The organism is Streptomyces boninensis (genome assembly GCF_048572725.1).
Lineage (GTDB): Bacteria > Actinomycetota > Actinomycetes > Streptomycetales > Streptomycetaceae > Streptomyces > Streptomyces boninensis.
On record NZ_CP183837.1, the window covers coordinates 8,657,348 to 8,683,101 of the forward strand.

A 25,754-nucleotide genomic window follows, 5' to 3' on the forward strand; every position below is an offset into this window, starting at 1 on the left:
GGTGGAAACCCAGCGTTGTTGAAACGCTTCGACAATGCAGGGACATTAAGTGAAGGTTTCCGGATCCGACAAGAGGCTGACTAGTTGCGGGGGTTGACAAGTCGGGGCGTCGAAATGACCATCGAAGCGCTTCAACGATCGCATCGAACGCCACCGCACTTCCGCACCGAGGAGCCCCGTGACCGCGCCCGAGCCGCCGTACCGCGACCCGCAACTGCCGCTCCCCGAACGGGTGGCGGACCTGCTCGGCAGGCTCACCGTCGACGAGCGGATCGCGATGCTGCACCAGTTCGCTCCGGCGGTGGAGCGGCTGGGGCTCGGCGCGTTCCGTACGGGACAGGAGGCGCTGCACGGCGTGGCGTGGATGGGCCCGGCGACGGTGTTCCCGCAGGCGGTCGGGCTCGGCGCCACCTGGAACGCGGGGCTGGTGCGGCGCATCGGCGAGGCGGTCGGGCGCGAGGTGCGGGCGATGCGCGTACGGGATGAGCGGGTGGGGCTGAATGTCTGGTCGCCGACGGTGAATCTGCTCCGCCATCCGCTGTGGGGCCGCGGGGAGGAGGGCTATAGCGAGGACCCGTGGCTGACGTCGGCGATCGCGACGGCGTATACCCGCGGGCTGCGCGGTGATCACCCGGTGCAGCTGCGTACCGCGCCGATCCTGAAGCACTGGCTGGCGCACAACAACGAGACCGAGCGGGACACCAGCTCGTCGTCGGTACGGGCGCGGGTGCTGCACGAGTACGACCTGCCGGCCTTCCGCGGCACGATCGAGAGCGGTGCGGCGGTGGGCGTCATGCCCGCGTACAACCTGGTCAACGGGCGGCCGAACCATGTGTCGCCGTATCTGTCGAGCGAGCTGCGGGCGTGGGCGCCGCATCGGGAGCTGGCGGTGTGCTCGGATGCGGGGGCGCCGTCGAATCTGGTGGACTCCGAGCACTACTTCGGCACGCATGAGGAGGCGCTGGCCGCGTCGCTGAAGGCCGGAGTGGACAGTTTTACGGACCATGGGCAGGACTCGGCGGTGACCGTCGGGCGGCTGCGGGCGGCGTATGACAAGGGTCTGATCGGGGATGAGGACGTCGATCGGGCGGTGCGGCGGCTGCTGACGATGCGGTTTGCACTGGGGGAGTTCGGGCCGGATCCGTATGCGGAGGAGGCTGAATTCGACTCGCCTCGCCATCGCGAGCTGGCGGCGGAGGCGGCTGAGCAGGCGGTGGTGCTGCTCAAGAACGACGGGCTGCTGCCGCTCGCTCCCGGCGCCCGGATCGCTGTCGTCGGGCTGCTCGCCGACGAGTGCAAGCTCGACTGGTACAGCGGCGCGCTGCTCCGCCGCGCCACGCCGCTGGCCGCGCTGCGCGAGCGCTTCGGCACGGACGCGGTGACGTACGCCGAGGGGTGCGACCGGGTGCGGCTGCGGTGCGAGGACGGGTGGGTGAAGGTGCCCTTCGGCGCCGCCGACGCCCGGGCGGGTGTGGGTCCGGCGGCGGAGGGCGCTGCGGACGGGGACGCGGCGGACGCGGCCGCTCTGGACCCCGCGCTGCTGCCGGGACGCACCGATCTGCCTCCGCTGACCTGCGATGCCGCGCGTGACGACGCCACCGAACTCGCGCTCGTCGACTGGGACCGGGGAACGGTCACCCTGCGCGCGCCGGACGGGCACTATCTGTCGGTCGCCGAGGACGGGTATGTACGCGCCTCCGCCGACCAGCCCGGCGGCTGGGTGGTTCAGGAGACCTTCCGGCTGGTACGGCACGGGGCCGGTCACCTCCTGCGGCATCTCGGGACGGGTCGCTACGTCTCGGTTGCCGCCGACGGGCTGAAGGTTGCCGCGGAGGATGAAGCCGGGGTCTTCCACCTCGAGTACGCCGAGCGCGGCACCGACGCCGTCGCCCGGGCCGCCGCCGGCGCCGACGCGGTCGTCGTGATCGCGGGCAACGACCCGCACATCGCGGGCCGCGAGACCGAGGACCGCACCACCCTCGCCCTGCCACCGCAGCAGGACGCGCTCTGGCGGGCCGCGCACGCCGTCAACCCCCGCACGATCCTGGCCCTGACCTCGTCGTATCCGTACGCCGTACCCGGCGCGCACGCCGCCCTGCCCGCGCTGCTGTGGTCCGCGCACGGCGGCCAGGCGGCCGGGACAGGCCTCGCGCGGGTGCTGGCCGGGGACGTATCGCCGGGCGGGCGGCTGCCGCAGACGTGGTACGCGGACGATGCCGATCTCCCCGACCTGCTCGACTACGACATCATCGGCTCGCGGCAGACGTACCTCTATTTCGACGGCAGCCCGCTTTATCCCTTTGGGCATGGGCTGAGCTACGCCGCCTTCCGCTACGAGGACCTGACCGTCCGGCGCATCGCCGAGGCCATCGAGGTGACGGTCGCCGTCACCAACACCGGCGACCGGGACGTGGACGAAGTGGTGCAGATCTACGGCGCCGCCATCGACCCGCGGGTGCCTCGCCCGCACCGCGCGCTGCTCGCCTTCGAGCGGCGCCGGATCGGGGCGGGGGAGCGGGCCGAGTTCCGTTTCCGGAGGCCGCTCGCGGAGCTGGGGCACTACGACGTCGGGCATGGGCGGTGGACCGTCGACCCCGGTCCGTACGAGATCCAGGCGGGCGCATCCAGCGCGGATGTCCGGCTGCGCGTCCCGCTCGACGTCGGCGGTCCCGAGCCGCGGCCGCGGCCGGTGCGCGGGCGGTCGCTGCGGGCCGCGGACTACGACGAGCAGCGCGGCACCGTGCTGGTCGACCGGAGCCGGGCGGCCGGTGACGCGGTCGCGCCCGCCGGAGACCGGGCGGGCGACGTGCTCTTCCGCGACTGCGACTTCGGCGGCGACGGCGTGCGCGGGCTGGAGATCACCGCCGCCGCGACCGGCCCCGGCGCGGTGTCGCTGCGGGCCGGCGGCGCGGAGGTGACGGTCCCGGTCGCGGCGACCGGCGGCCCGTACGACTACGTGCGCACCGCCGCCGCGCTCGCCGTGAACGGGGTGCACGATCTGCGGATGCGCATCGCCGGGCCGGTGCGTATCGCGGAGCTCTCCTTCCGGGACCGGCCCGACGACGGCTGACAGGTGTGGTTGCTATGCTCACCGCCCCGCAGGCGAAGAAGAGGACGGGCGACGGCGCCCTGACCAGGGAAGGAGGCGCAGCCGTGGGCATATCCGCCGATCAGGCTGCGGCCGAGTTCCACACCTTCTTCGAGAGTCATCACGCCGAGTTGGCCCGGTTTGCGCACTTGCTTACGGGCGAGCACGAGGCCGCGGACGACATCGCGGCGGACGCGCTGCTCGCCGTCTGGGACCGCTGGGACCGGGTGCGCGCGGCCGAGTTCCCGGCGGCGTACGCACGCGGGGTCGTCGCGAACATGGCGCGCAGCCGGATCCGCAGTGCGGTGCGCGAGCGGCGGCGGATCGCGCTGTACTGGTCGGGGCGGTCCGAGGAGACCGCGGATCCGGACGTGGCGGCGATGGTGGATGTGCGGCGCGCGCTGAAGCAGCTGCCGTTCCGCAAGCGGGTGTGTGTGGTGCTGCGGCATGCGATGGATCTTTCGGAACGGGAGACGGCGCTCGCACTCGGCGTCTCAGTGGGTACGGTGAAAAGCCAGACGTCGAAGGGAATGGCCGAGCTGCAGCGCCTGCTCGGGCCGGAGGAGGCGGGGGAGCGGATGCTGCGGGCAGCGGCAGGAGAGGGCGGCGCGCACGGGCGCATCCCCGGCCCGCGGGCCGGCACCGGATCCCGGTCCGCGGCCGCGGAGGGCGGACGCTGATGCCCGAGCACCACCGGAACGAGCACCACGGGGGCGAGCCTCGCGGGGATGATCCGCGCCGGGACGAGCTCCGCGGGGACGAGCTCCGCGGGGACGAGCTCCGCCGGGACGAGTCCCTCCGGGACGAGCTCCGCCACGACGATCCGCGCCGGGACGAGCACAACCCGGCGGGGCGCGACGCGGACCAGCACCACCCCGACGACCTGCGCCAGCAGCTCCGCGCCGCCGCCGCCGAGTACCAGCCCGACACCGTCCGCATCCGCGCCCGCGTCGAGCGCGGCATGGCGGACCCCGGCTCCGTCGACATCACGCCCACCGCGCGGCACCGGGCCCGTACCTGGCTGCGGCCGGTCGGTGCCGCGGTCGCGGTGGCCGGGGTGCTGGCCGCCGCCGGGGTTTCGGCGACGGCCGCGCTGCGCCAGGACGACGGGCCGCAGCACCCCTCGGCCGCGACCTCCGCGCCCGAGTCGCCGTCCCCGTCGTCCGTACCGACACCGGCCGAGACCGACCGGCGCTCGGTGCCGCCGGCCCCGCCCGCCACCTCCGCCGACCCCAGCCGCTCCGCGGGGAAGCCGTCGAACTCGCCGTCGGAGACGAAGCGTTCCGGCAAGGCGTACGCCGACGGCCCGCTGTGGACCGATGGCTCGATCAACCCGCACAGCAGCGACTACTGGTCGCAGAGCGACATCACCCTCAAGACCCGCCGCACCCTCTCGAAGGTCACCGTCGAGCTGCGCGTCGCCCGCACCGAAGGCCTCGCGTCCACCGGCTCCTGGCAGACCCGCCCGGGGGACGACTTCACCATCGAGGTCAAGGAGCAGGGCGGCTACCTGGTCTACCGCTGGACCCTGAAGGACGGCCGCAGCATTCCGCCCGGCGACCACGTCTTCGCGGGTCAGTACGACCACGCCGAAGGCCCGCGCGACGCGGGCAAGGACGACTACGCCGCCACCGGGGTGGCCCCCGGTGACGACGAGTTGTCCGTCACGGGCGACTTCTACCCCCGCGACGAGGACTGACGCCCGGGCACGGGCGCCGTCGAGCCCGTGCCCGGGCGCCGTCAGGACGGGGCCACCGCGCGGCCGGTCTGCGGGGAGATCATGCCGGCGCACAGGCCGCGGGCCGCCAGGCCCTGCGCGATCCGCGGGATCGCGGCGCGGGTGTTCGCGGCCCAGTCGTGCATGAGGATGGTCTGGCCTTTGGTGAGCCGGGCCGCGGCCTGCACGATGGCATCGGTGGTGGCGCCGTTCCAGTCCTTCGAGTCGACGTCCCAGATGATCTCGGTGAGACCGTACTTGGCCGCCGCCGACTTCACGGTCGCGTTGGTCTCGCCGTACGGCGGGCGGAACAACCGGGGTGTGCCGCCGCCCGCATTGGCGATGGCCTGCTGGGTGCGGGAGATCTCGGAGTCGATCTGCGCCTGGCTGAGCTGGGGCAGGTGCGGGTGCAGGCGCCGGCCGTCGCGAGGACGGCCAGTATCGAGGTCCGGGTGCTCATCAGCTCACCGTGATGCTGGAGTTGCCGCTGCTCTGGTAGCCCTCGGTCGCCATGATCATGTAGTACCTGAAGCTGCCCAGCTGCATCCCGGCCCGGCCCCATGCGTCGAAGTGGTTGCCGGTGGTGATGCTGCCGCCCGTGCGCTTCGACTGGCGGACGCTCCAGTACTGGTCGAAGGTGCGGGTGCCCTCGACGGACGGGGCGTTGTAGCGGGTGGTCCGGTAGATGTCGTACGTGCCGCCGTCGCTGCTGACGGTGCCCTTGTACGCGCCGGTGGGCCGGTAGGTGCCCCAGTTGTCGACGATGTAGTACTCGACCAGCGGGTTCGACGTCCAGCCGTAGAGGGTGAGGTAGGCGTTGCCGGACGGGTTGAACGAGCCCGAGTAGGACACCGTCCTGCGGGAGCCGTTGGCCCAGCCCTTGCCGGCCACGAAATTCCCGGTATTACGCCACGACGTGCTGTACCGGCCGCCGGCGGACAGGGTCATGGAGACCGTGCCCTGGGCGTCGGTCCAGAACGAGTAGTAGTAGCCGTTGTTGGTGCCGGTCTGGTTGGTCGTGATGGTCGTGTCCGCGTGCGCCGTGCCCGGCAGCGCCAGCGTGGTGGCGCCGATCACCGCGGCGCCCGCGGCGCCGATTAAGCTGCGGCGGCTCATGTCGCTCGTGTTCATGCTTCCTCCTGGTGGGGCCTGGGAGTGCTGCATTGACGTGCGTGCGTGTCGACGCCGGTAGGTTCCTGCGAGCGGCAGGTGATGTCAATGAGAGTTTCGAGGAATGTCTCGAAACTTTTTCAGCTACTGAGGCGCCTCAGGACGGCTCAGGCGCCACCGTGCTCTGGCGGACCACCAGACTCGTCGCCAGTTCGAGCCGGGTCGTCACCGGCTCCTCCGAGCGCAGCCGCAGGAGCATCTGCGCTGCCGCCTCGGCCATCTTCATCAGCGGCTGGTGGACCGTCGTCAGCGCGGGGCTCGACCACTTGGCGAGGGGCACGTCGTCGTAGCCGACCACGGACAGGTCGTGCGGGACGCGCAGGTCACGCAGCCGGGCCGCCTCCAGTACGCCGAGGGCCTGCAGGTCGCTGCCCGCGAAGATCGCGGTCGGCGGCTCGGCCAGGTCGAGCAGTTCGGCCGCCCGCTCGCGGCCGCCTTCGACGTGGAAGTCGCCGTACCGCACGAGTTCGGGGTCGGACGGCAGTCCGGCCATGCTGAGCGCCGAGCGATAGCCGTCGAGTCGGGCCAGCGAGCAGAGCATGTCCGAGGGGCCGGTGATGATGCCGATGCGCCGGTGGCCGAGCTCGACCAGATGCCGGGTGGCGGCCAGGCCGCCGCTCCAGTTCGCCGAGCCCACCGAGGGCACGTCCGGGTCGGGGTCGCCGGCCGGGTCGATGACGACGAACGGGATGGAACGCGACCGCAGCCGCCGCTTCACATCGGCGGGCAGCGTCGAGAAGACCAGGACCACGCCGCGCGGCCTGCGCTGCAGCACGCCCTCGACCCACTCGGGGCCCGGGGCCTGGCGGGTGCCGCTCTCGGTGAGGACCACGCTGGCGCCCTCCGCCTTGGCCACCTTCTCCACGCCGCGGATGAGCTCCAGCGCCCAGACGCTCTCCAACTCGTGAAACACGATCTCGATCAGGGGTGCCTCACCGGCGACCCGGGGCATGCGGCGGTACGCGTTCTCGTCCAGCACGCGCTCCACCTTGACGCGGGTGGGCGCGGCCACGTCCTGCCGCCCGTTGAGCACCTTCGAAACTGTCGATATGGAGACGCCCGCCTGCTGGGCCACCTTCGCCAGGGTGATGCGGCCCAATCCCTCGTCATCGCGCATGTCAGGAGCATAGGCGACGACCAAGTCGCGCTGGAACCGGAAAAGTTTCGCCGCGTGCAGGGTCGCCGGAAAATTTCTGCCGCCCCGGCAACCTCACCTCCACCAGCGGCAACAACCTGGCGTAACCCGTCACCCCCCACTTAGGAAGTGACATGAGTACACGACAGGAACAGCGCGGCCATCGCCGCCGCCGCATCGGCAAGCGGACGGCGGCCATCGCCGGGGCCGGGGCGCTCGCGCTCACGGCCGCCGGGATAGGCGTTACCTCGCTGATGGGGACCGCCAGCGCCGAGGCCCCTGCCTGGCCGGACCCCTCCGGTGAGCAGGGCGTGTCCAAGACCATCGAGGTCGACGGCACGTACGACGGCGAGCTGAAGCGCTTCTTCGGCGAGGGCGACCTCGGTGGCGACGGCCAGGACGAGGGCCAGGACCCGATCTTCAAGCTGGCCGACGGTGCCGTGCTGAAGAACGTCGTCCTGGGCAGCCCGGCAGCCGACGGCGTCCACTGCTCCGGCAGCTGCACGATCGAGAACGTGTGGTGGGAGGACGTCGGCGAGGACGCGGCGTCCTTCAAGGGCGAGTCCGCGGACTCGGAGTACAACGTGATCGGCGGCGGCGCCCGCAAGGCCGACGACAAGGTGCTGCAGTTCAACGGCGCCGGCACGCTGAACGTCTCGGGCTTCCAGGTCGAGGACTTCGGCAAGCTGGTCCGCTCCTGCGGCAACTGCTCCACGCAGCACGAGCGGCACATCGTCATCAACGACGTGGACATCACCGCCCCCGGCAAGTCCCTCGTGGGCGTCAACGCCAACTACGGCGACACGGCGAAGCTCACCAAGGTCCGTATCCACGGCGACTCGGACAAGAAGATCGAACCGTGCGTCCGCTACGAGGGCAACGACTCGGGTGACGAGCCGAGCGAGATCGGCAGCGGCCCCGACGGCAAGACCTGCCTCTACCAGGAGTCGGACATCACGTACGACTGAGTCCCCCGCGGGCTACCCCCCACCCCGTCCCCCGTCGCGCATCCGGCGCGGCGGGGGCCGGGTCATGCCCGCGTACGAAACCCTCAACTCCCGCTCCAGGACTGGAAGTAAGCGATTTCTGTCCAACCCATTGACGCGTGCCGCGAGTGGTTCTAATTTCACCTCACCTTGCTTCGTATCTCATATATGAGACGCCATATGCCGAGAGTCGAGATGTCATGACCTTCGCAGCACCGAGCCCCATCCCGTCCCGCACGCAAGTCGTGCTGGAGGCGGTCAAGCGCGCGATCCTCACCGGCCGGCTGATCCCGGGCCAGGCCCTGGTGGAGACCGAACTCGCCGCGCAGTTCGGGGTGTCGAAGACCCCGGTGCGGGAGGCGCTGAAGACCCTGGCCGGGACCGGTCTTGTGGTGATGAGCCAGTACAAGGGCGCGACGGTGCGGATGGTCGACGCGCAGATGGCCCACGAGGTCTACGACGTGCGGCTGCTGCTGGAGCCCGAGGCGCTGCGCCGCAGCATCGCCCGCGGCGACGCCTTCGACCAGGCGGCGGGCGCGCTGCGCACGGCGGCCGGCGCCGACGACGCGGCCGAACGCAGCCTCGCCAACCGGGAGTTCCACCGCGCCCTGTACCTCCCCTGCGGCAACCCGCTGCTCGCCCGGATGCTCGACGAGGTCCGCGACCAGGCCGCCCTGGTCTCCGCCGTCGCCTGGGCCGCGCAGCCGTCGTGGGAGAAGGAGGCCGCCGAGCACCAGGAGATCCTGCGGCTGGCGCTGGCCGGCGACGCCGACGGCGCGGCGGGCGCGCTGCACGCGCATATCGCCGAGTTCGTACGACGCGCCTTTCCGGCGGCCGCCGGGCGTGGCGAGGAGGGGCGGAGATGACTGACTTCATGACCCAGCGGGCGGCGCTCGCGCAGGTGGTGGCCATCCCCGTCACCCCGTTCACCGCGGCCGGGACCGTCGACGCCCGCGCCTACCGCGCGCTGCTGCGGCGGCTGCTCGCCGCGGGCGTACGCACCCTGACGCCCGGCGGCAACACCGGCGAGTACTACGCGCTTTCCGAAGCCGAGCGGCAGACCGTCGTCGAGCTGACCGCGGAGGTGGCGGCCGCCGAGGCCGGCGAGCGGCCGGCCGTGGTGGCGGGCGTCGGCCTCGACGTTCCCAACGCGGTCGCCGCGGCCCGGCACGCCCGGGACGCGGGCGCGCAACTGGTCATGGTGCACCAGCCCGTGCACCCGTACGTCTCCGAGTCCGGCTGGGTCGGCTACCACCGCGCCATCGCCGAGGCCGTCCCCGAGCTCGGCGTCGTCCCATACATCCGCAACGCCCAGCTGCCGGGTGCGCGGCTCGCCGAGCTCGGGCAGGAGTGCCCGAACGTCGTCGGCGTGAAGTACGCCGTCCCCGACGCCACCCGCTTCGCAGTCTTCGCCCGGGACGCGGGCCTCGACCGCTTCGTGTGGGTGGCCGGGCTGGCCGAGCCGTACGCCCCCTCCTACTTCTCCGCGGGCGCCACCGGCTTCACCTCGGGTCTGGTGAACGTCGCCCCGGGTCTTTCGCTGGCCATGATCGAAGCGCTTCGAATCGCCGACTACGCGGCGGCGATGAAGGTGTGGGAGCAGATCCGCCGCTTCGAGGAGCTGCGCGCCGCCGACGGCTCCGCGCACAACGTCACCGTCGTCAAGGAGGCCCTCGCCTCCCTCGGCCTCTGCCGCGCCGACGTCCGCCCGCCCAGCAGCGCGCTGTCGGCCGCGGAGCGCGACGAGGTCGCCCTCCTCGTGGCCGGGTGGCCGACATGAGCGGCGACCTGCGCAGCAGACAGTGGTACGACGCGGGCGGCGTCCGCTCCTTCAGCCACCGCGCCCGCACCCGGCAGCTGGGCTACCTCCCCGAGGAGCACCTGGGCAAGCCGGTGGTCGCCATCCTCAACACCTGGTCCGACATCAACCCCTGCCACTCCCACCTCCGCGACCGCGCCCAGGCCGTCAAGCGCGGCGTCTGGCAGGCGGGCGGCTTCCCGCTCGAATTCCCGGTCGCCACCCTCTCGGAGACCTTCCAGAAGCCGACCCCGATGCTCTACCGCAACCTCCTCTCCATGGAGACGGAAGAGCTGCTCCGCTCCTACCCGGTCGACGGCGCCGTCCTCCTCGGCGGCTGCGACAAGACCACCCCCGCGCTGCTCATGGGCGCCGCCTCCGCCGACCTGCCCACCGTCTTCGTGCCCGCCGGGCCGATGCTCCCCGGCCACTGGCGCGGCGAAGTCCTCGGCTCCGGCACCGACATGTGGAAGTACTGGGACGACCACCGCGCGGGCCTGCTCGGCGACTGCGAGCTCGGCGAGCTCGAGAACGGCCTCGCCCGCTCACCCGGCACCTGCATGACCATGGGCACCGCCGCCACCCTCACCGCCGCCGCCGAGGCGCTCGGCGTGACCATGCCCGGCGCCTCGTCCATCCCGGCCGTCGACTCCGGGCACGAGCGGATGTCGGCGGCGGCGGGGCTGCGCATAGTCGAGCTGATACGGGAGGACCGCCGCCTCTCGGCCATCCTCACCCAGGAGGCCTTCGAGGACGCCGTCACCACCGTCCTCGGCCTCGGCGGCTCCACCAACGCCGTCATCCACCTCATCGCCATGGCCGGCCGGGCCGACGTCGCCCTCACCCTGGACGACTTCGACCGCCTCGCCCGCGCCGTCCCGCTGCTCGCCAACGTGCGGCCCTCCGGCGGCCCGTACCTGATGGAGGACTTCCACTTCGCCGGCGGCCTGCCCGGCTTCCTCGCCCGGATCACGGACCTGCTGCACCTGGACCGCCCGACCGTCGCGTACGACTCGCTGCGCGAGCAGCTCGACGGCGCCCTCGTCCACAACGACGATGTCATCCGCCCCCGCTCCCGCCCGGTCGCGAGCGAAGGCGGCGTGGCGGTGCTGCGCGGCAACCTCTGCCCCGACGGCGCCGTCATCAAGCACATCGCCGCCGAGCCCCGGCTGCTCAAGCACACCGGACCCGCGGTCGTCTTCGACGACTACCGCACCCTGCAGCGCACCATCAACGACCCGGACCTCGGCATCACCGAGGACCACGTCCTGGTGCTGCGCGGCTCCGGCCCCAAGGGCGGCCCGGGCATGCCGGAGTACGGGATGCTGCCCATCCCGGAGCACCTCCTCAAGCGCGGGGTGCGCGACATGGTGCGGATCTCCGATGCCCGGATGAGCGGCACCTCGTACGGGGCGTGCGTGCTGCACATCGCGCCCGAGTCGCATGTCGGCGGGCCGCTCGCCCTGGTCCGTACCGGCGACCCGATCACCCTCGACGTACCGGCGCGCACGCTCACCCTCGACGTCGACGAGGCCGAGCTGGAGCGCCGCCGCGGCGAGTGGACCCCGCCGCCGGAACGCTACGGGCGCGGCTACGGGGCCCTGTACTCGGAACACATCACCCAGGCCGACGTCGGCTGCGACTTCGGCTTCCTGGCCCGGCCGGGAGAAGTGCCGGAGCCGTACGCGGGCTGAGCTCTGTCCGCCATCGGGCCGAGCCTTGTCCGCCATACCGAACGACGTCCGCGAAGCGATTCGATCCGGACGACAGTGAACCCTCAGAACGGAGAACCAACTCATGGCCCACGCCGCAGCCGTGGCGAAGCCTAAGCCGCCACCCCGGCGCCGGCGCGCGCTCTACCCGCGCCGGCTGCCGTACCTGCTCATCGCCCCGGCCGGGCTGCTGATGCTGGGCTTCATCGCCTACCCCGTCATCAGCGTCTTCTACTACAGCCTGCAGCACTACAACCCCACCAAGCCGTGGCGGAACGGCTTCGCGGGCTTCGAGAACTTCACCCAGGCCTTCACCAACGACCCGATGTTCTGGGACACCCTGCAGTTCAGCGCCAAGTGGGTGATCGTCGAGGTCGGGCTGCAACTGCTCTTCGGCCTCGCCCTCGCGCTCATCGTCAACCAGACCTTCGTCGGCCGCAGCCTCGGCCGCGCCCTGGTCTTCTCGCCCTGGGCCGTCTCCGGCGTGCTGACCTCGGTGATCTGGGTGCTGCTCTACAACTCCCAGACCGGCATCACCCGCTATCTCGCCGACGCGGGCATCGGCTCGTACGGCACGTCCTGGCTCTCCGACACCGCGACCGTCTTCCCGGCCGCGATCGTCGCCGACCTGTGGCGCGGGGTGCCGTTCTTCGCGATCCTCATCCTCGCCGACCTGCAGTCCGTGTCTAAGGATCTGTACGAGGCCGCGGAGGTCGACGGGGCCAGCAGGATCAAGCAGTTCTTCCACATCACGCTGCCGCACCTGAAGAACGCGATCGTGCTGTCCACGCTGCTGCGCGCGGTGTGGGAGTTCAACAACGTCGACCTGCTCTACACCCTCACCGGCGGCGGTCCGGCAGGGGCGACGACCACGCTGCCGCTGTACGTCGCCAACACCAGCGTCGACGGCCACAACTTCGGCTACGCGTCCGCGCTGACCACCGTCGCCTTCGTGATCCTGCTCTTCTTCTCCATCGTCTATCTGCGGCTCAGCAAGTTCGGGAGTGACGACAAGTGATCACGCAAGACGCTCCCGCCGCCCCCTCTCCCGGCGCCGCGGCCGACCGGGCCCGTACGTCGCGCAAGAGGCCTCGCCGCCGCGCCTGGGACGAGGCGCCGCGCTGGCAGATCTATCTGCCGCTGTCGATCTATCTCCTCTTCACCCTCATCCCCTTCTACTGGATCCTGCTCTTCGCTCTGCGCCCCTCCGGCTCGACGTCGCTGGTCCCGTGGCCGATGACCGGCGAGCACTTCGAGAAGGTGTGGACCGAGCGCAGCTTCGGGCTGTACTTCCAGAACAGCGTCATCACGGGTGTGGCCTCGCTGCTGATGACCACGCTGGTCGCGCTGGTCGGCGGCTATGCCCTCGCCCGCTTCAACTTCCGGGCGAAGAAGGGCTTCATGCTGGCGCTGCTGTGCTCGCAGTTCGTGCCGGGTGCGCTGCTGCTGGTGCCGCTCTTCCAGATCTTCGCGAACCTCCAGATGATCAACTCGCTGGCGAGCGTGGTGATCGCGGAGACCGTCTTCCAGCTGCCGCTGTCGATGATCCTGATCAGCGGCTTCATACGTAACGTGCCGTACTCGCTGGAAGAGGCCGCCTGGGTGGACGGCTGCACCCGCTTCCGCGCCTTCTGCATGATCGTGCTGCCGCTGCTGCGGCCCGGGCTGATCGCGGTCGGCTCCTTCGCCTTCGTGCACGCGTGGAACCACTTCCTCTTCGCGCTGATGTTCCTCAGCCAGCAGGACAAGCAGACCATCCCGGTCGGCCTCAACACCCTGATGAGCGCGGACAGCGTCGATCTGGGCGCGCTCGCCGCGGGCGGCATCATCGCGGCCGTGCCGGTCGTGATCGTCTTCGGCTTCATCCAGAAGTGGCTGATCACCGGCTTCAGCTCCGGGGCGGTGAAGGGCTGATGACGGGCGCGATTCCGGTGGTGCTGGCCGGGGCCCGCGGGCACGGACGCTGGCATCTGCGCAACATCCGGCGGCTGGCCGACGCGGGTCTGGTGCGGCTCGCGGGGATCTGCGAGCTCAATCCGCTGAGCGCGGAGGAGCTCGACGGATTCGGTGCCCCCGAGCAGTCCGCGGACTTCGCCGGGCTGCTGGAGCGCACCGGGGCCCGTATCGCCGTCGTCTGCACTCCGATCCCCACGCATCGGGAGCTCGCGGAGTGCGCCGCCGCCCGCGGCGTGCACCTGCTGCTGGAGAAGCCGCCCGCGCCCTCGTACGGCGACTTCCAGCGCATCCAGCAGGCCGCCGCCGAGGCCGGCACCGCGCTCCAGATCGGCTTCCAGTCGCTCGGCTCGCACGCGCTCCCCGCGATCCGCTCGTTGATCGCCTCGGGCGCCATCGGCGAGGTGCACGGCCTGGGCGCGGCAGGGGCGTGGGCGCGGGACGAGGCGTACTACCGGCGCGCCCCCTGGGCCGGGCACCGGCGGCTGGCAGGCGCCGACGTGGTCGACGGCGTGCTCACCAACCCCCTCGCGCACGCCCTCGCCACCGCCCTCGCCGTGGACGGCAGCACCGGCTACGCGGACCTCACCGGCATCGAGACCGAGCTCTTCCGCGCCAACGACATCGAGGCCGACGACACCTCCTGCATCCGCTGCACCACCGCGGCGGGCCGCATGGTCACGGTGGCCGCGACGCTCTGCGCCGAGCGCCCTGACGAGCCGTACGTGATGGTGCACGGCGCCACCGGCCGGATCACCTTCTGGTACAAGCAGGACCGGGTGCTGGTGCAGCGCGCCGACGCCCCGCCGGAGGATGTTTCGTACGGGCGCACCGACCTGCTCGAGAACCTCGCCCGGCACCTGACGCACGGCACCGACCTGCTGGTCCCTGCCGCCGCGACCGCGGCGTTCATGCGCTGCATGGAGGCGGTCCGCACCGCCCCCGACCCCCGGCCGCTGCCCCGCACCGCCTGGCGCACCGTGCCCGGCGAGGCGGCGCCGCGGCGCGTCGTCCGCGGCATCGACGGCCTGGTCGCCGCCGCCGCGGAAACCCTCTCCCTCTATTCCGAACTGGGCGCCGACTGGGCGCGCACCGAGGAGGCAGCCGCGCGATGACCCTCCACGCAGGCTTCAACCTTTCCGCACTGGCCGAAGGGCCCGACGACCCGATGAGCGACAGCCACCTCCTGCACTGCTCGGGCCGGCCCGTGGCCCGCTACTGGCTGCGCACCGAACTGCCCGCGGGCCACGCCCCGCGCCCGTACTTCCACCCGGTCTGGACCCTCACCGGCACCCCGGTCACCGAGGAACTCCCCGCAGACCACCCACACCACCTCGGCGTCGGTGTTGCCGTACCCGACGTCGAGGGGCACAACTTCTGGGGCGGCCGCACCTTCGTCCGCGACCAGGGGCCGACCGAGCTCGACAACCACGGCGAGCAGCGGCACACCGGCTTCCCGCTGCGCGATGCGGACGGCTTCGTCGCCGAGCTCGGCTGGACGGCCGGCGGCCGCCCGCTGCTGCGCGAGCGGCGGACGGTGGCGGCGGCCGAGCTGACGGACTCGGCTTGGGCACTGGACTTCACCTTCTGCCTTACGAATGCGACCTCGTCGTCGCTGTCCATCGGCAGTCCGCAGACGAATGGGCGCCCGGGCGCCGCTTATGGCGGCTTCTTCTGGCGGGCGCCGAAGGAGCAGGTCGCGCCGCGGGTCTTCACCGCGGCGGCGGAGGGCGAGGCGGCGGTGCACGGTGCGTGTGCCGACTGGCTGGCGCTCGGCGGCGTCGGCTGGACGCTGGTCTTCGCGGGCGCCACCGAGGAGACGCGACGCGATCCCTGGTTCGTACGGGCCGCGGACTATCCGGGCGTGGGGTCGTCGCTGGCGGCCGAGCGGCGGCTGCCGCTGGAGGCGGGGGAGACGCTCGTACGGCGCGTGGTCACGGTCGTCGCGGACGGGACCCTGTCCCGGGGCGAGGCGGCGACGCTCGCGCGCAAGGCGGTGAGCCTGTGACGAGCACGTACCGCAATCCCATCCTCAACGCCGACTTCTCCGACCCGGACGTGGTGCGCGTCGGCGACAACTACTACCTCACCGCCTCCACCTTCGGCCGCGCCCCGGGGCTGCCGCTGCTGCACTCCAAGGACCTGGTCAACTGGACCTTCGTCGGCCACGCGCTGGAACGCCTGGAGCCGGAGGAGCACTTCAGCGTCCCGCGGCATGACTCGGGGGTGTGGGCGCCGTCGATCCGGCATCACGACGGGCGGCTGTGGATCTTCTGGGGTGACCCGGACTTCGGGATCTACCAGGTCAACGCTCCGGCCGCGACCGGCCCGTGGACGCGTCCGTACCTGGTGAAGGCGGGGAAGGGCCTGATCGACCCGTGCCCGCTGTGGGACGCGGAGACGGGGGACGCGTACCTCGTGCATGCGTGGGCGCGCTCCCGCTCCGGGATCAAGAACCGGCTCACCGGGCATCGCATGCGCCCGGACGGCACCGGCCTGCTGGATGACGGCAAGGTGATCGTCGACGGCGATACGATCCCCGGCTGGTTCACGATCGAGGGGCCGAAGGCGTACCGGCAGGATGGCTGGTTCTGGATCTTCGCCCCGGCCGGGAGCGTTGAGACGGGCTGGCAGGGCGCTTTCCGGGCGCGGGACTTCTTCGGCCCGTACGAGCAGCGCATCGTCCTGGAGCAGGGGAACACCGACGTCAACGGGCCGCATCAGGGCGGCTGGGTGCGCACGGGGGAGGGCGAGGACTGGTTCCTGCACTTCCAGCAGCGCGGGGCGTACGGGCGGGTGGTGCACCTGCAGCCGATGGCATTCGACGCCGGCGGCTGGCCGGTGATGGGCGATGGCGGCGCCCCGGTCGCCGAGCACCGCAAGCCGGACCTGCCGCCGCAGCGGCGCGCCGCGCCGGCGACCGACGACGACTTCGCGGGCGGGGACTTCGGGCATCAGTGGTCGTGGATCGCCAACCCGGGGTCTGACTGGCACACCCGCAAGCCCGGCAGCGGCCTGCACCTCACCTGCGTCCGCGGGACGGCGGACGCGCCGGGCGACGACCTCCGCGCCGTCCCGCACGTCCTCACCCAGCGGCTCCCGGGCGAGCCGGTCACCGTCGAGGTCGAGCTGGAGCTGTCGTCCGTGGTGGCCGGTGCCCGCGCCGGGCTGGTGCTGCTGGGCGACGCGTACCGCTGGGTCGGCCTGGAGCGCGCCGCCGACGGCCGGGCCCTGCTGGTCCACCACTTCGCGGAGGAGACAAGCGTCAAGGAGCGCGAAGCGGCCCACCCGCGCCCCGCCCCCGACGGCCGGGCCCGCCTGCGCATCGAGGCGGAGGAACACGGCCGCTGCCGCTTCTATGCCGACACCGGCGACGGCTTCCGGGAAGCCGGCCCGGTCTTCACCGCCCGTCCCTGGAGGTGGGTCGGCGCCCTGCTCGGTCTCTTCGCGGTCGCGCCGCCGGGGGAGGGGCGGGCTGGGGGAGCGGTCTTCACCCGGTTCCGTATCCGCGACTGACGGCGGACCCGCACAGTCCCCGCCCTCCCGGGGGCCACGCCCCTTCCAGGCTATCCCGCCCACCCAGACATCCCGAAGTTATCCACAACCCCAGAAAAGAGAGCCGCCCATGTTCACCAGCCAGCACCGCTCCGGCCGACACCGCCGCGCCACCTCCGCCATCACCCTCACCGCCGCCCTCGCGCTGACCGTCGCCGCCTGCGGGGACGACGGCTCCGGCACCGGGGGAGGCGGCGAGGAGGGCAAGGCCGCAGGCGAGATCACCTTCTGGGACAACAACGGGGGCGTCCGCACCGACGTCTGGCGAGTCATCATCAACGACTTCCAGAAGAAGTACCCCGACATCAAGGTCAAGTACGTCGGGATCCCCGCCGAGAGCGTCCAGTCCAAGTACGACACCGCCATCCAGGGCGGCGGCCTGCCCGACGTCGGCGGCGTCGGCGGCGCGATGCTCGCGGGCATCGCCGCGCAGGACGCCCTCGAACCGCTCGACGGGCGGATCGCGGGCAGCTCGCTGCAGGGCAAGCTCAGCGAGGTCATGACCAAGAGCGTCAAGTCGTCCGGCGGCGGCGAGCACATGTACACCGTGCCGACCTCCGCCAACAACGGCACGCTCTGGTACCGCACCGACCTCTTCAAGAAGGCGGGCCTGGACGCCCCGACCAGCTGGCCGAAGTTCTACACCGCCGCAGAGAAGCTCACCGACAAGGGCAGCAACAAGTTCGGTTACACCATTCGCGGTGGCGAGGGGTCCATTGCCCAGGCGCTCGACGCCATGTACGGGCAATCGGGGATCACGTCCTTCTGGAACGGCGACAAGACCACCGTCAATGACCCCAAGAACGTGGCCGCGCTGCAGCGCTACGTCGGCCTCTACAAGAAGACCACCCCGTCCGCGGACGTCAACAACGACTTCAAGAAGATGGTCGCCCAGTGGGACAGCGGCCAGATCGGCATGCTCAGCCACAACCTGGGCTCGCATCAGGACCATGTGAAGGCGCTGGGCGGCCCGGAGAAGTTCCGCGGCATTCCCAACCCGACGCTCGCGGACGGCACCCGCGTGCAGGTGTCGAACCCGATCGACGGCCTCGGGCTCTTCAAGGCGAGCAAGAAGAAGAAGGCCGCCTGGAATTTCATCGAGTTCGCCGCCTCGCACAAGGCGAACAGCCGGTGGAATGAGTCCGCGGGCGCCATTCCGGCCAACGTCGATGCGGCGAAGGACGCCTGGATCAAGAAGTCCGAGTCCACCGATCTCGCGGCGAAGGCGCTGAACGACGGCAAGATCAAGATCGTCGAGCTGCCGTACTACCTCCCCGACTGGAACACCATCAGCAAGGCCGACAACGAGCCCAACTTCCAGAAGGTGCTCCTCGGAAAGATGAGCGCCAAGGACTTCCTCGACACCCTCGCCGAGCAGCTCAACAAGGCGCAGGCGGAGTGGGACGAGCAGAAGAAGTAAGCAAACCGCACCTCCTATGACCGCGGGCCGGCGGTCTCCTGACAGCCGCCGGCCCGCCCACCTCCCCTGCACGGATTCCCGTACGGAAAGGCACGACGACGTGTCCCTGACCCGAACGCGGCTCACCACGGCCGGTGTGCTGGCCGCGGCCGGCGCGGCCCTCCCCGCCGCCACCGGCCGGGCTGCCGCGGACGGCCGGCGGCAGCCCGCCGTCTACTTCGCGGGCGACTCCACCGCAGCCCAGAAATACGCGGACGCGGCCCCGGAGACCGGCTGGGGGATGGCGCTGCCTTTCTTCCTCCATGCAGGCATCCGGGTCGCCAACCACGCGGTCAATGGCCGCAGTTCGAAGAGCTTCGCCGACGAGGGGCGGCTGGACGTCATCCTCGCGGCGATCGCCCCGGGCGACCTGCTGCTGATCCAGTTCGCCCACAACGACGAGAAGGCCGAGGATCCCACCCGCTATACGGAGCCCTGGTCGACGTACCAGGACTATCTGCGCCGGTACGTCGCGGGAGCCCGGGACCGCGGCGCCCGCCCGGTGCTGGCCACGCCGGTGGAGCGGCGCCGCTTCGACGATGCCGGGCAGGCGCTGCCGTCGCACGGCGCATACCCGGACGCCATGCGGGCGCTCGCGAAGGCCGAGGACGTGCCGCTGCTCGATACCCAGGCGCAGTCGCTGGCGCAGTCGCTGGCGCTGTGGCAGCGGCTCGGCCCGGAGGAGACCAAGAAGTACTTCAACTGGACGCCGGCCGAACAGGACAACACCCATTTCAACCCGCCGGGCGCCATCGCCGTGGCCCGCCTGGTCGCCGCCGGATTGCTGCGCACCGGCGTGCTGGCCGAGAGGCAGCTGCGCCGGCTCGAGGACGACATACCCACATCGTGGATCACCTGGCCGCCCGCCGCGGCCGCCGACCGTTGAGGAGTCGCGGAATCATGAGATGTCATGCACGTGCCATCGTAGGAATCTTCTGCCTCGCGACCGTAGCCGTCCTCGCGCCGGGGGCGGGCGCCGCCGAGTCCGGGGCGCACCGCCCCGACACGGCCCGCGAGACGCTGCCGCGTGGTGACGGCTGGGGCGCGTACGGGCCCGGGGTCACCGGCGGCTCCGCTGCCGCCAAGGAGCAGGTGTTCACGGTCCGTACCCGCGAGGAGCTGGCCGCCGCGCTCAGGGAAGGCGGGGACGCCCCCAAGATCATCAAGGTGAAGGGCGTCATCGACGCCAACACCGACACCCAGGGCAAGCCGCTCACCTGCGACGACTACGCCACCGACGGCTATACGCGGGAGGGCTACCTCAAGGCGTACGACCCGGCCACCTGGGGCAAGGAGATGCCCTCGGGCCCCATGGAGGACGCCCGCCTCGCCTCCGCCGCCAGGCAGGCGGAGCGGGTGAAGCTCAGCGTGGGCTCCAACACCACCATCGTCGGCGCCGGTTCCGACCCCCGGCTGCTCGGCGCCACCCTGTCCGTACGGGACGCGCACAACGTCATCGTCCGCAACCTCACCTTCGAGGACGCCTACGACTGCTTCCCGCAGTGGGACGGCACCAACGAGGGGGAGTGGAACTCCGAGTACGACCAGCTGGTGATCGACGGCGCCACCAACGTGTGGGTGGACCACAACACCTTCACCGACGGCCGCCGCCCGGACAGCTCGCTCCCGGTGTACTTCGGCGCCCTGTACCAGCAGCACGACGGCGAGCTGGACATCGTCCGCGGCGCCAACCTCGTCACCGCCTCCTGGAACTCCTTCGAGGACCACGACAAGACCCTGCTCTTCGGCAACAGCGACAAGGCCGCCGCCACCGACGCCGGAAAGCTGAAGGTCACCCTGCACCACAACCGGTTCTCCGGCATCGTCGAGCGCGCCCCGCGGGTCCGCTTCGGCCAGGTCGACGCGTACAACAACCACTTCGACATCAAGCCGGAGCAGAAGTTCGGCTACGTCTTCGGCATCGGCTACGAGTCCCGGCTGTACGCGGAGAAAAACGCCGTCACGCTCCCCGACGGCATCGGCGCCGGGCAGATCCTCAAGCGCTGGTCGGACGCTCCGGTCACCGCTGAGCGCAACTACGTCAACGGCAGGCCGACCGACCTGATCGCCGCGCACAACGCGCAGTACCCGGAGGCGCCGCTGCGCGCCGACGCCGGCTGGACGCCGTCGCTGCGCACGCGGGTGGACCACCCGCGCGTGCTGCCGCACCTGCTGGCCGCCCGCGCAGGGGCCGGAAAGCTGCGCTGAGCCCCGGCCAGTCCCCACCCGCACAGCCGCTCACCGCTCCCTCGCGCACCGCACCACTTCCACTGGACGAAGGGAAGATCCATGCAACGGAGAACAGCCGCGGTCTGCGCCGGCCTGCTCGCCGGCGGGCTCGCCGCCGTTTCGGGCGGGTACGCACTGGCCGACGTCACCGGGCAGGAGTCCACGGCGCCGGCGGCCAAGGCGTCGGAGATCAAGGCGTCGGAGATCAAGGCGTCGGAGACCAAGGCCACCGCCCTCGCCGCCGACGCGCTGTACGTCGCGCCCGGCGGCACCGACGGGGCGTCCGGCACCCAGTCCGACCCGACCACGCTGAAGACCGCGATCGGCAAGGTCACCGCGGGCGGCACCATCTACATGCGGGCCGGCACCTACAAGTACAGCGCCACCGTCACCGTCCCCGTCGGCCGCGACGGCACATCCAGCGCCCGTACGACCCTGACCGCCTACCCGAGCGAGAAGCCGGTGCTGGACTTCTCCGCCCAGAGCGAGAGCTCGTCGAACCGCGGGCTGCAGCTCAACGCCTCGTACTGGCACATCAAGGGCCTCGCCGTGCAGCGCGCGGGCGACAACGGCATCTTCGTCGGCGGCAGCCACAACGTCGTCGAGGGCACCGTCACCCGCTTCAACCGGGACACCGGGCTGCAGCTGGGCCGGATCACCTCCACCACCCCGAAGAGCCAGTGGCCGGCCGGCAATCTCATCGTCAGCGCGGAGTCGCACGACAACGCCGACTCCGACGGCGAGGACGCGGACGGCTTCGCGGCGAAGCTCACCACCGGCACCGGGAACGTCTTCCGCAATGACGTCGCCCACAACAACATCGACGACGGCTGGGACCTCTACACCAAGTCAGAGACCGGCGCGATCGGCCCGGTGACCATCGAGAACTCCCTCGCGTACGGCAACGGCACCCTCAGCGACGGCTCCCAGGCCGGCAACGGCGACCGCAACGGCTACAAGCTCGGCGGCGACGACATCGCCGTCGATCACATCGTCAAGAGCTCGATCGCGTACAAGAACGGCAAGCACGGGTTCACGTACAACAGCAACCCCGGGAAGATGACGATCAGCGGCAACGTCAGCATCGACAACGAGGAGCGCAACTTCTCGTTCGACAAGGGCACCTCGGTGTACCGCGACAACACCTCCTGCCGCTTCTCCGTCGACGGGTCGAACGACAAGACCGTCGGCAGCGCGGACAGCTCGAACCAGTTCTGGACCGGCACCAACGGCTCCCGGTGCGGCGCCTACAGCGGCGCCCTGAAGTGGTCCTTTGCCTCCGACGGCAGCCTGAAGGTCACCTTCGGCTGAGCCCGGCCGGCGATCCATCAGGTCTTTCGCCGCCGGGGCGGCAACCTTCTCCTCCCCGGCGGCGACTGCCACCTGATCACTGTCCCCCCACTACGAACGGACCAGACGTGAGTGACCCGCGCAGAAAGCACCGGAACCGCCGGCTGAGGACGCTCCGTAATGTCGCCATCCCGCTGGCGGTCATCACCGCGGGCGGGCTGACCTACGGCTTCGCCGCCGCCGACGACTCCGGTACGGAGCCCGGGGCCAAGGCCGCGGTGGCCGCCTGGGCGGACGACACCGCTGACGGCTTCGCCTCGGTCGAGGCCGAGGGTCAGAAGGGCACGTACGGCGGCCGCGACGGCAAGACCGTCACCGTGAAGACGCTCGCCGAACTGGAGAAGTACGCCATCGCCGAGGAGCCGTACACCATCATCGTGGCCGGCAAGATCGATATGGATCCGGTCGGCAAGGAGATCAAGGTCGCCTCCGACAAGACCATCGTCGGCGCCGGCACCGAGGGCCACATCGTCGGCGGCGGCTTCTTCCTCGGCGAGGGCGTGCACAACGTCATCATCCGCAACCTGACGATCCGCGACTCGTACCAGGGCACCTGGAACGACAAGGAGCACGACTTCGACGCCATCCAGATGGACGGCGCGCACCACGTGTGGATCGACCACAACGACCTGCGGCACATGGCCGACGGCCTGATCGACAGCCGCAAGGACACCACCAATGTGACCGTGTCCTACAACCGGTTGTCCACCAACAACAAGGCCTTCGGCATCGGCTGGACCGAGAACGTCACGGCGGACCTGACGATCCACCACAACTGGATCCGCGAGACCGAGCAGCGCAACCCGTCCACCGACAACGCCGAGCACGCCCACCTCTACAACAACTACCTGCAGGACGACCCGGGCACCGAGATCTCGTCCTCGTACGGCAACTACTCCCGCGGCGCCACCAAGATGGTGCTGGAGAACAGCTACTTCCAGGGCTTCACCGACCCCGTCACCAAGGACGAGGGCGCGGAGATCGTCCAGCGCGGCAATGTCTTCAAGGACACCTCGGGCCGCAATGAGAAGGGCGGCAGCGCCTTCGACCCGAAGGACTTCTACGACTACGAACTCGACCCCGCCGACGGCCTCCCGGCGCTGCTGGCCACCGAGTCGGGCCCGCAGGGCTCCATCGGCACCACGACGGGCACCACGGCCAAGGGCGTCACCGCCGACACGAAGGCGGTCGCCGCGGAGAAGACGCTGACCGTGGCGAAGGACGGCAGCGGCCAGTACGAGAGCGTGCAGAAGGCCATCGACGCCGTGCCCGCGGGCAACAAGGACCAGATCACCATCGCCGTGGCTCCCGGCACGTACCGCGAGCTCGTGAAGATCCCGTCCAACAAGCCGAACATCACCGTCCAGGGCACCGGCGAGAGCAACAAGGACGCGGTGATCGTCTACAACAACGCCTCCGGCACCCCGAAGCCCGACGGCTCCGGCAACTACGGCACCTCGGGCAGCGCCACGATGCACGTCGAGGCCAATGACGTACGGCTGCAGAACCTCACCGTCTCGAACGACTTCGACGAGAAGAAGAACCAGGGCGTCATCAAGGACCAGCAGGCGGTCGCGCTGCGCACCATCGGCGACCGCATCCAGATCGTGGACGCGCTGATCAGCGGCGACCAGGACACCCTCCTGATGGACTCGCCGTCCAAGGACGTCCGCTCCCGCGTCTACATCACCGGGTCCACCATCACCGGCAATGTCGACTTCATCTTCGGCCGCGCCACCGCCGTCGTCGACCGCTCGGTGATCACGCTGAAGAAGCGCTGGAACGGCGACTCGGGCGGCTACGTCACCGCACCGAGCACCGCGGCGGGCCGCAACGGCATCCTGATCAGCCGTTCCACGGTCAACGGCGACGTCTCCGGGGACTCCTTCCACCTCGGCCGCCCCTGGCACGCCGGCGGCGACGCGGCGCTCGACCCGCAGACCACGGTCCGCGATTCGACGCTCAGCGGCGCCATCAAGGACGCGCCGTGGACCGACATGTCCGGGTTCTCCTGGAAGGACGACCGCTTCGCCGAGTACCAGAACTCGGGCGACGGCGCGGGCAAGGCGAGCGAGGACCGGCCGATCCTGAGCGACGCTCAGGCCGCGCAGCAAGAGATCGCCGACTGGCTCGGCGACTGGACTCCGGGTGCCGTCTGAGGGTGCAGCACCCGGTGGCAGGTGGGGACCTGCCGACAGTGAGGCCGAGGGGCGCCGGGCAACCGCCCGGCACCCCTCGGCCGATCTGTGCCAACCGGTTTCCACGGAGGGCGGGCTGCCCTACACTCCCGCGGGTTGGGATATCGGATCACGTTCGGTATCGCGAACAACGTCCCCCATTCATAAGGAGCCACCCCACATGGCCCGCCACAGACTCTCCCGCCGTTCCGTCATCAGAATGGCCGGCGCCGCGGCCGCCGTCGGCGCGGCAGGCACCGTCACCGCGTACGTCACCGGTGGCGGCGACAAGGCGAAGGCCGCCCCCGCCGCCTTCGCCCACCCGGGCGCGCTGCACAACGCGGGCGACCTGAACCGCGCCAAGGTCCGCGTCGCCGCCGGCACCGAGCCGTGGGCGGGCGGCTACCAGCGCCTGGCCGCCAACCCGCACGCCGCCGCCACCTGGGCCCCGCGCCCGCTGGAGACCGTCGTGCGTGGCGGCGACGGCCAGAACTACGTGCAGCTGTACCGCGACATCCACGCCGCGTACCAGAACGCCCTGCGCTACCACGTCACCGGCGACAAGGCCCACGGCGACTGCGCCCGCGACATCCTCAACGCCTGGTCCGGCACCCTGAAGACGGTCACCGGCAACGCCGACCGCTTCCTGGCCGCCGGCCTCTACGGCTGGCAGTTCGCCAATGCGGCCGAGCTCATCCGCGGCTACGAAGGCTTCGAGCTGGCCCGCTTCCAGAAGATGCTGACCGACGTCTTCTACCCGCTGAACAACCAGTTTCTGAAGGAGCACAACGGCGCCTGCATCACCAACTACTGGGCGAACTGGGACCTGTGCAGCATGGCCTCGGTCATGTCCATCGGCATCCTCAACGACGACGCCGCCAAGTACGACCAGGCCGTCGACTACTTCAAGAACGGCGAGGGCAACGGCGTCATCAAGAAGGCCGTCCCCTTCCTCCACGGCGACCTCGGCCAGTGGCAGGAGTCCGGCCGCGACCAGGGCCACACCATGATGGGCATGGGCCAGATGGGCGCCATCTGCGAGATGGCCTGGAACCAGGGCGACGACCTCTACGGCTACGATGACAACCGGTTCCTGAAGGCCGCCCAGTACGTCGCCAAGTACAACCTCGGCGAGGACGTGCCGTTCACGAAGTACACCTGGGGAACGGGCCAGAGTTGCGCGCAGCGCGAGCAGACCGTCATCTCCGAGGCGGGCCGCGGCCAGGCGCGGCCGGTGTGGGACCTGCTGCACTACCACTACGCGAAGCGGCGCAAGCTGTCGGTCCCGTACATCACCGCCATGGCGGAGAAGACCCGCCCGGAGGGCGGCGGCGGTGACTACGGGCCCAACAGCGGCGGCTACGACCAGCTGGGCTTCGGGACGCTCATGTACGCCAAGTGACGGCGGCGGGGCGGTGGATGTGC

General features: G+C 70.9%; 20 protein-coding genes and 1 pseudogene. 18 read left to right on the forward strand and 3 right to left on the reverse strand.

Going from position 1 to position 25,754, the window contains the following annotated elements:
- Positions 1-178: 178 nt before the first annotated feature.
- The 3 genes from ACNNMR_RS39000 (at position 179) to ACNNMR_RS39010 (ending at position 4,787) form a co-directional block, all read left to right on the forward strand.
- Positions 179-3,070, forward strand: a complete 2,892-nt coding sequence (locus ACNNMR_RS39000; protein ID WP_419999455.1) for a glycoside hydrolase family 3 C-terminal domain-containing protein — start codon at positions 179-181, stop codon at positions 3,068-3,070.
- Positions 3,071-3,153: 83 nt separating this feature from the next.
- Positions 3,154-3,768, forward strand: a complete 615-nt coding sequence (locus ACNNMR_RS39005; protein ID WP_420000627.1) for a SigE family RNA polymerase sigma factor — start codon at positions 3,154-3,156, stop codon at positions 3,766-3,768.
- Positions 3,768-4,787, forward strand: coding sequence for a hypothetical protein (locus tag ACNNMR_RS39010; RefSeq protein WP_419999456.1), 1,020 nt, complete (start codon positions 3,768-3,770; stop codon positions 4,785-4,787). Before ACNNMR_RS39005 ends, ACNNMR_RS39010 begins: the two co-directional genes overlap by 1 nt.
- 41 nt (positions 4,788-4,828) lie before the next feature.
- Here ACNNMR_RS39010 and ACNNMR_RS39015 read toward each other — a convergent pair.
- From ACNNMR_RS39015 to ACNNMR_RS39025, 3 genes and pseudogenes are all read right to left on the reverse strand, one after another.
- A pseudogene (locus ACNNMR_RS39015) lies at positions 4,829-5,215 on the reverse strand (polysaccharide deacetylase family protein); the annotation flags it as partial.
- A gap of 49 nt (positions 5,216-5,264) precedes the next feature.
- A complete protein-coding gene (locus ACNNMR_RS39020; protein WP_420000628.1) occupies positions 5,265-5,921 on the reverse strand; it encodes a glycoside hydrolase family 11 protein in 657 nt (218 codons plus the stop codon).
- 151 nt (positions 5,922-6,072) lie between these two features.
- Entirely contained in the window at positions 6,073-7,092 is a 1,020-nt protein-coding gene (locus tag ACNNMR_RS39025) for a LacI family DNA-binding transcriptional regulator (protein ID WP_419999457.1), read from the reverse strand.
- A gap of 152 nt (positions 7,093-7,244) precedes the next feature.
- Between ACNNMR_RS39025 and ACNNMR_RS39030 the strand changes: the two genes are divergently transcribed.
- The 15 genes from ACNNMR_RS39030 (at position 7,245) to ACNNMR_RS39100 (ending at position 25,731) form a co-directional block, all read left to right on the forward strand.
- Positions 7,245-8,078 carry a pectate lyase gene (locus tag ACNNMR_RS39030; RefSeq protein ID WP_419999458.1) on the forward strand — a complete coding sequence of 278 codons (834 nt, stop codon included), beginning with the start codon at positions 7,245-7,247 and terminating at the stop codon, positions 8,076-8,078.
- A gap of 218 nt (positions 8,079-8,296) precedes the next feature.
- Positions 8,297-8,962: a GntR family transcriptional regulator gene (locus tag ACNNMR_RS39035; RefSeq protein ID WP_419999459.1), complete on the forward strand. Its 666-nt coding sequence runs from the start codon at positions 8,297-8,299 to the stop codon at positions 8,960-8,962.
- Positions 8,959-9,876 carry a dihydrodipicolinate synthase family protein gene (locus ACNNMR_RS39040; protein WP_419999460.1) on the forward strand — a complete coding sequence of 306 codons (918 nt, stop codon included), beginning with the start codon at positions 8,959-8,961 and terminating at the stop codon, positions 9,874-9,876. The genes ACNNMR_RS39035 and ACNNMR_RS39040 overlap by 4 nt, the downstream gene beginning before the upstream one ends.
- Positions 9,873-11,588: an L-arabinonate dehydratase gene (araD, locus tag ACNNMR_RS39045; RefSeq protein ID WP_419999461.1), complete on the forward strand. Its 1,716-nt coding sequence runs from the start codon at positions 9,873-9,875 to the stop codon at positions 11,586-11,588. The genes ACNNMR_RS39040 and araD overlap by 4 nt, the downstream gene beginning before the upstream one ends.
- Positions 11,589-11,691: 103 nt before the next feature.
- The gene (locus ACNNMR_RS39050) at positions 11,692-12,624 is read left to right on the forward strand and encodes a carbohydrate ABC transporter permease (protein ID WP_419999462.1); all 933 of its coding nucleotides are present in this window, start codon (positions 11,692-11,694) and stop codon (positions 12,622-12,624) included.
- Positions 12,621-13,520, forward strand: a complete 900-nt coding sequence (locus ACNNMR_RS39055; RefSeq protein WP_419999463.1) for a carbohydrate ABC transporter permease — start codon at positions 12,621-12,623, stop codon at positions 13,518-13,520. Before ACNNMR_RS39050 ends, ACNNMR_RS39055 begins: the two co-directional genes overlap by 4 nt.
- The gene (locus ACNNMR_RS39060) at positions 13,520-14,674 is read left to right on the forward strand and encodes a Gfo/Idh/MocA family protein (protein ID WP_419999464.1); all 1,155 of its coding nucleotides are present in this window, start codon (positions 13,520-13,522) and stop codon (positions 14,672-14,674) included. The genes ACNNMR_RS39055 and ACNNMR_RS39060 overlap by 1 nt, the downstream gene beginning before the upstream one ends.
- Positions 14,675-14,727: 53 nt before the next feature.
- The gene (locus ACNNMR_RS39065) at positions 14,728-15,567 is read left to right on the forward strand and encodes a PmoA family protein (protein WP_420000629.1); all 840 of its coding nucleotides are present in this window, start codon (positions 14,728-14,730) and stop codon (positions 15,565-15,567) included.
- The gene (locus ACNNMR_RS39070; RefSeq protein WP_419999465.1) at positions 15,564-17,075 is read left to right on the forward strand and encodes a family 43 glycosylhydrolase; all 1,512 of its coding nucleotides are present in this window, start codon (positions 15,564-15,566) and stop codon (positions 17,073-17,075) included. Before ACNNMR_RS39065 ends, ACNNMR_RS39070 begins: the two co-directional genes overlap by 4 nt.
- A 109-nt stretch (positions 17,076-17,184) precedes the next feature.
- The gene (locus tag ACNNMR_RS39075; RefSeq protein ID WP_419999466.1) at positions 17,185-18,534 is read left to right on the forward strand and encodes an ABC transporter substrate-binding protein; all 1,350 of its coding nucleotides are present in this window, start codon (positions 17,185-17,187) and stop codon (positions 18,532-18,534) included.
- A 100-nt stretch (positions 18,535-18,634) separates the two neighbouring features.
- Positions 18,635-19,459 (forward strand): rhamnogalacturonan acetylesterase, encoded by an 825-nt coding sequence (locus ACNNMR_RS39080; protein ID WP_419999467.1) that lies wholly within the window; start codon positions 18,635-18,637, stop codon positions 19,457-19,459.
- A 14-nt stretch (positions 19,460-19,473) separates the two neighbouring features.
- Positions 19,474-20,781 carry a pectate lyase family protein gene (locus tag ACNNMR_RS39085; RefSeq protein ID WP_419999468.1) on the forward strand — a complete coding sequence of 436 codons (1,308 nt, stop codon included), beginning with the start codon at positions 19,474-19,476 and terminating at the stop codon, positions 20,779-20,781.
- Positions 20,782-20,862: 81 nt separating this feature from the next.
- Positions 20,863-22,113 (forward strand): right-handed parallel beta-helix repeat-containing protein, encoded by a 1,251-nt coding sequence (locus ACNNMR_RS39090; protein WP_419999469.1) that lies wholly within the window; start codon positions 20,863-20,865, stop codon positions 22,111-22,113.
- 107 nt (positions 22,114-22,220) lie between these two features.
- Positions 22,221-24,311 carry a pectinesterase family protein gene (locus ACNNMR_RS39095; RefSeq protein ID WP_419999470.1) on the forward strand — a complete coding sequence of 697 codons (2,091 nt, stop codon included), beginning with the start codon at positions 22,221-22,223 and terminating at the stop codon, positions 24,309-24,311.
- A 199-nt stretch (positions 24,312-24,510) separates the two neighbouring features.
- Positions 24,511-25,731: an alginate lyase family protein gene (locus ACNNMR_RS39100; protein ID WP_419999471.1), complete on the forward strand. Its 1,221-nt coding sequence runs from the start codon at positions 24,511-24,513 to the stop codon at positions 25,729-25,731.
- The last annotated feature ends 23 nt before the right edge of the window (positions 25,732-25,754 follow it).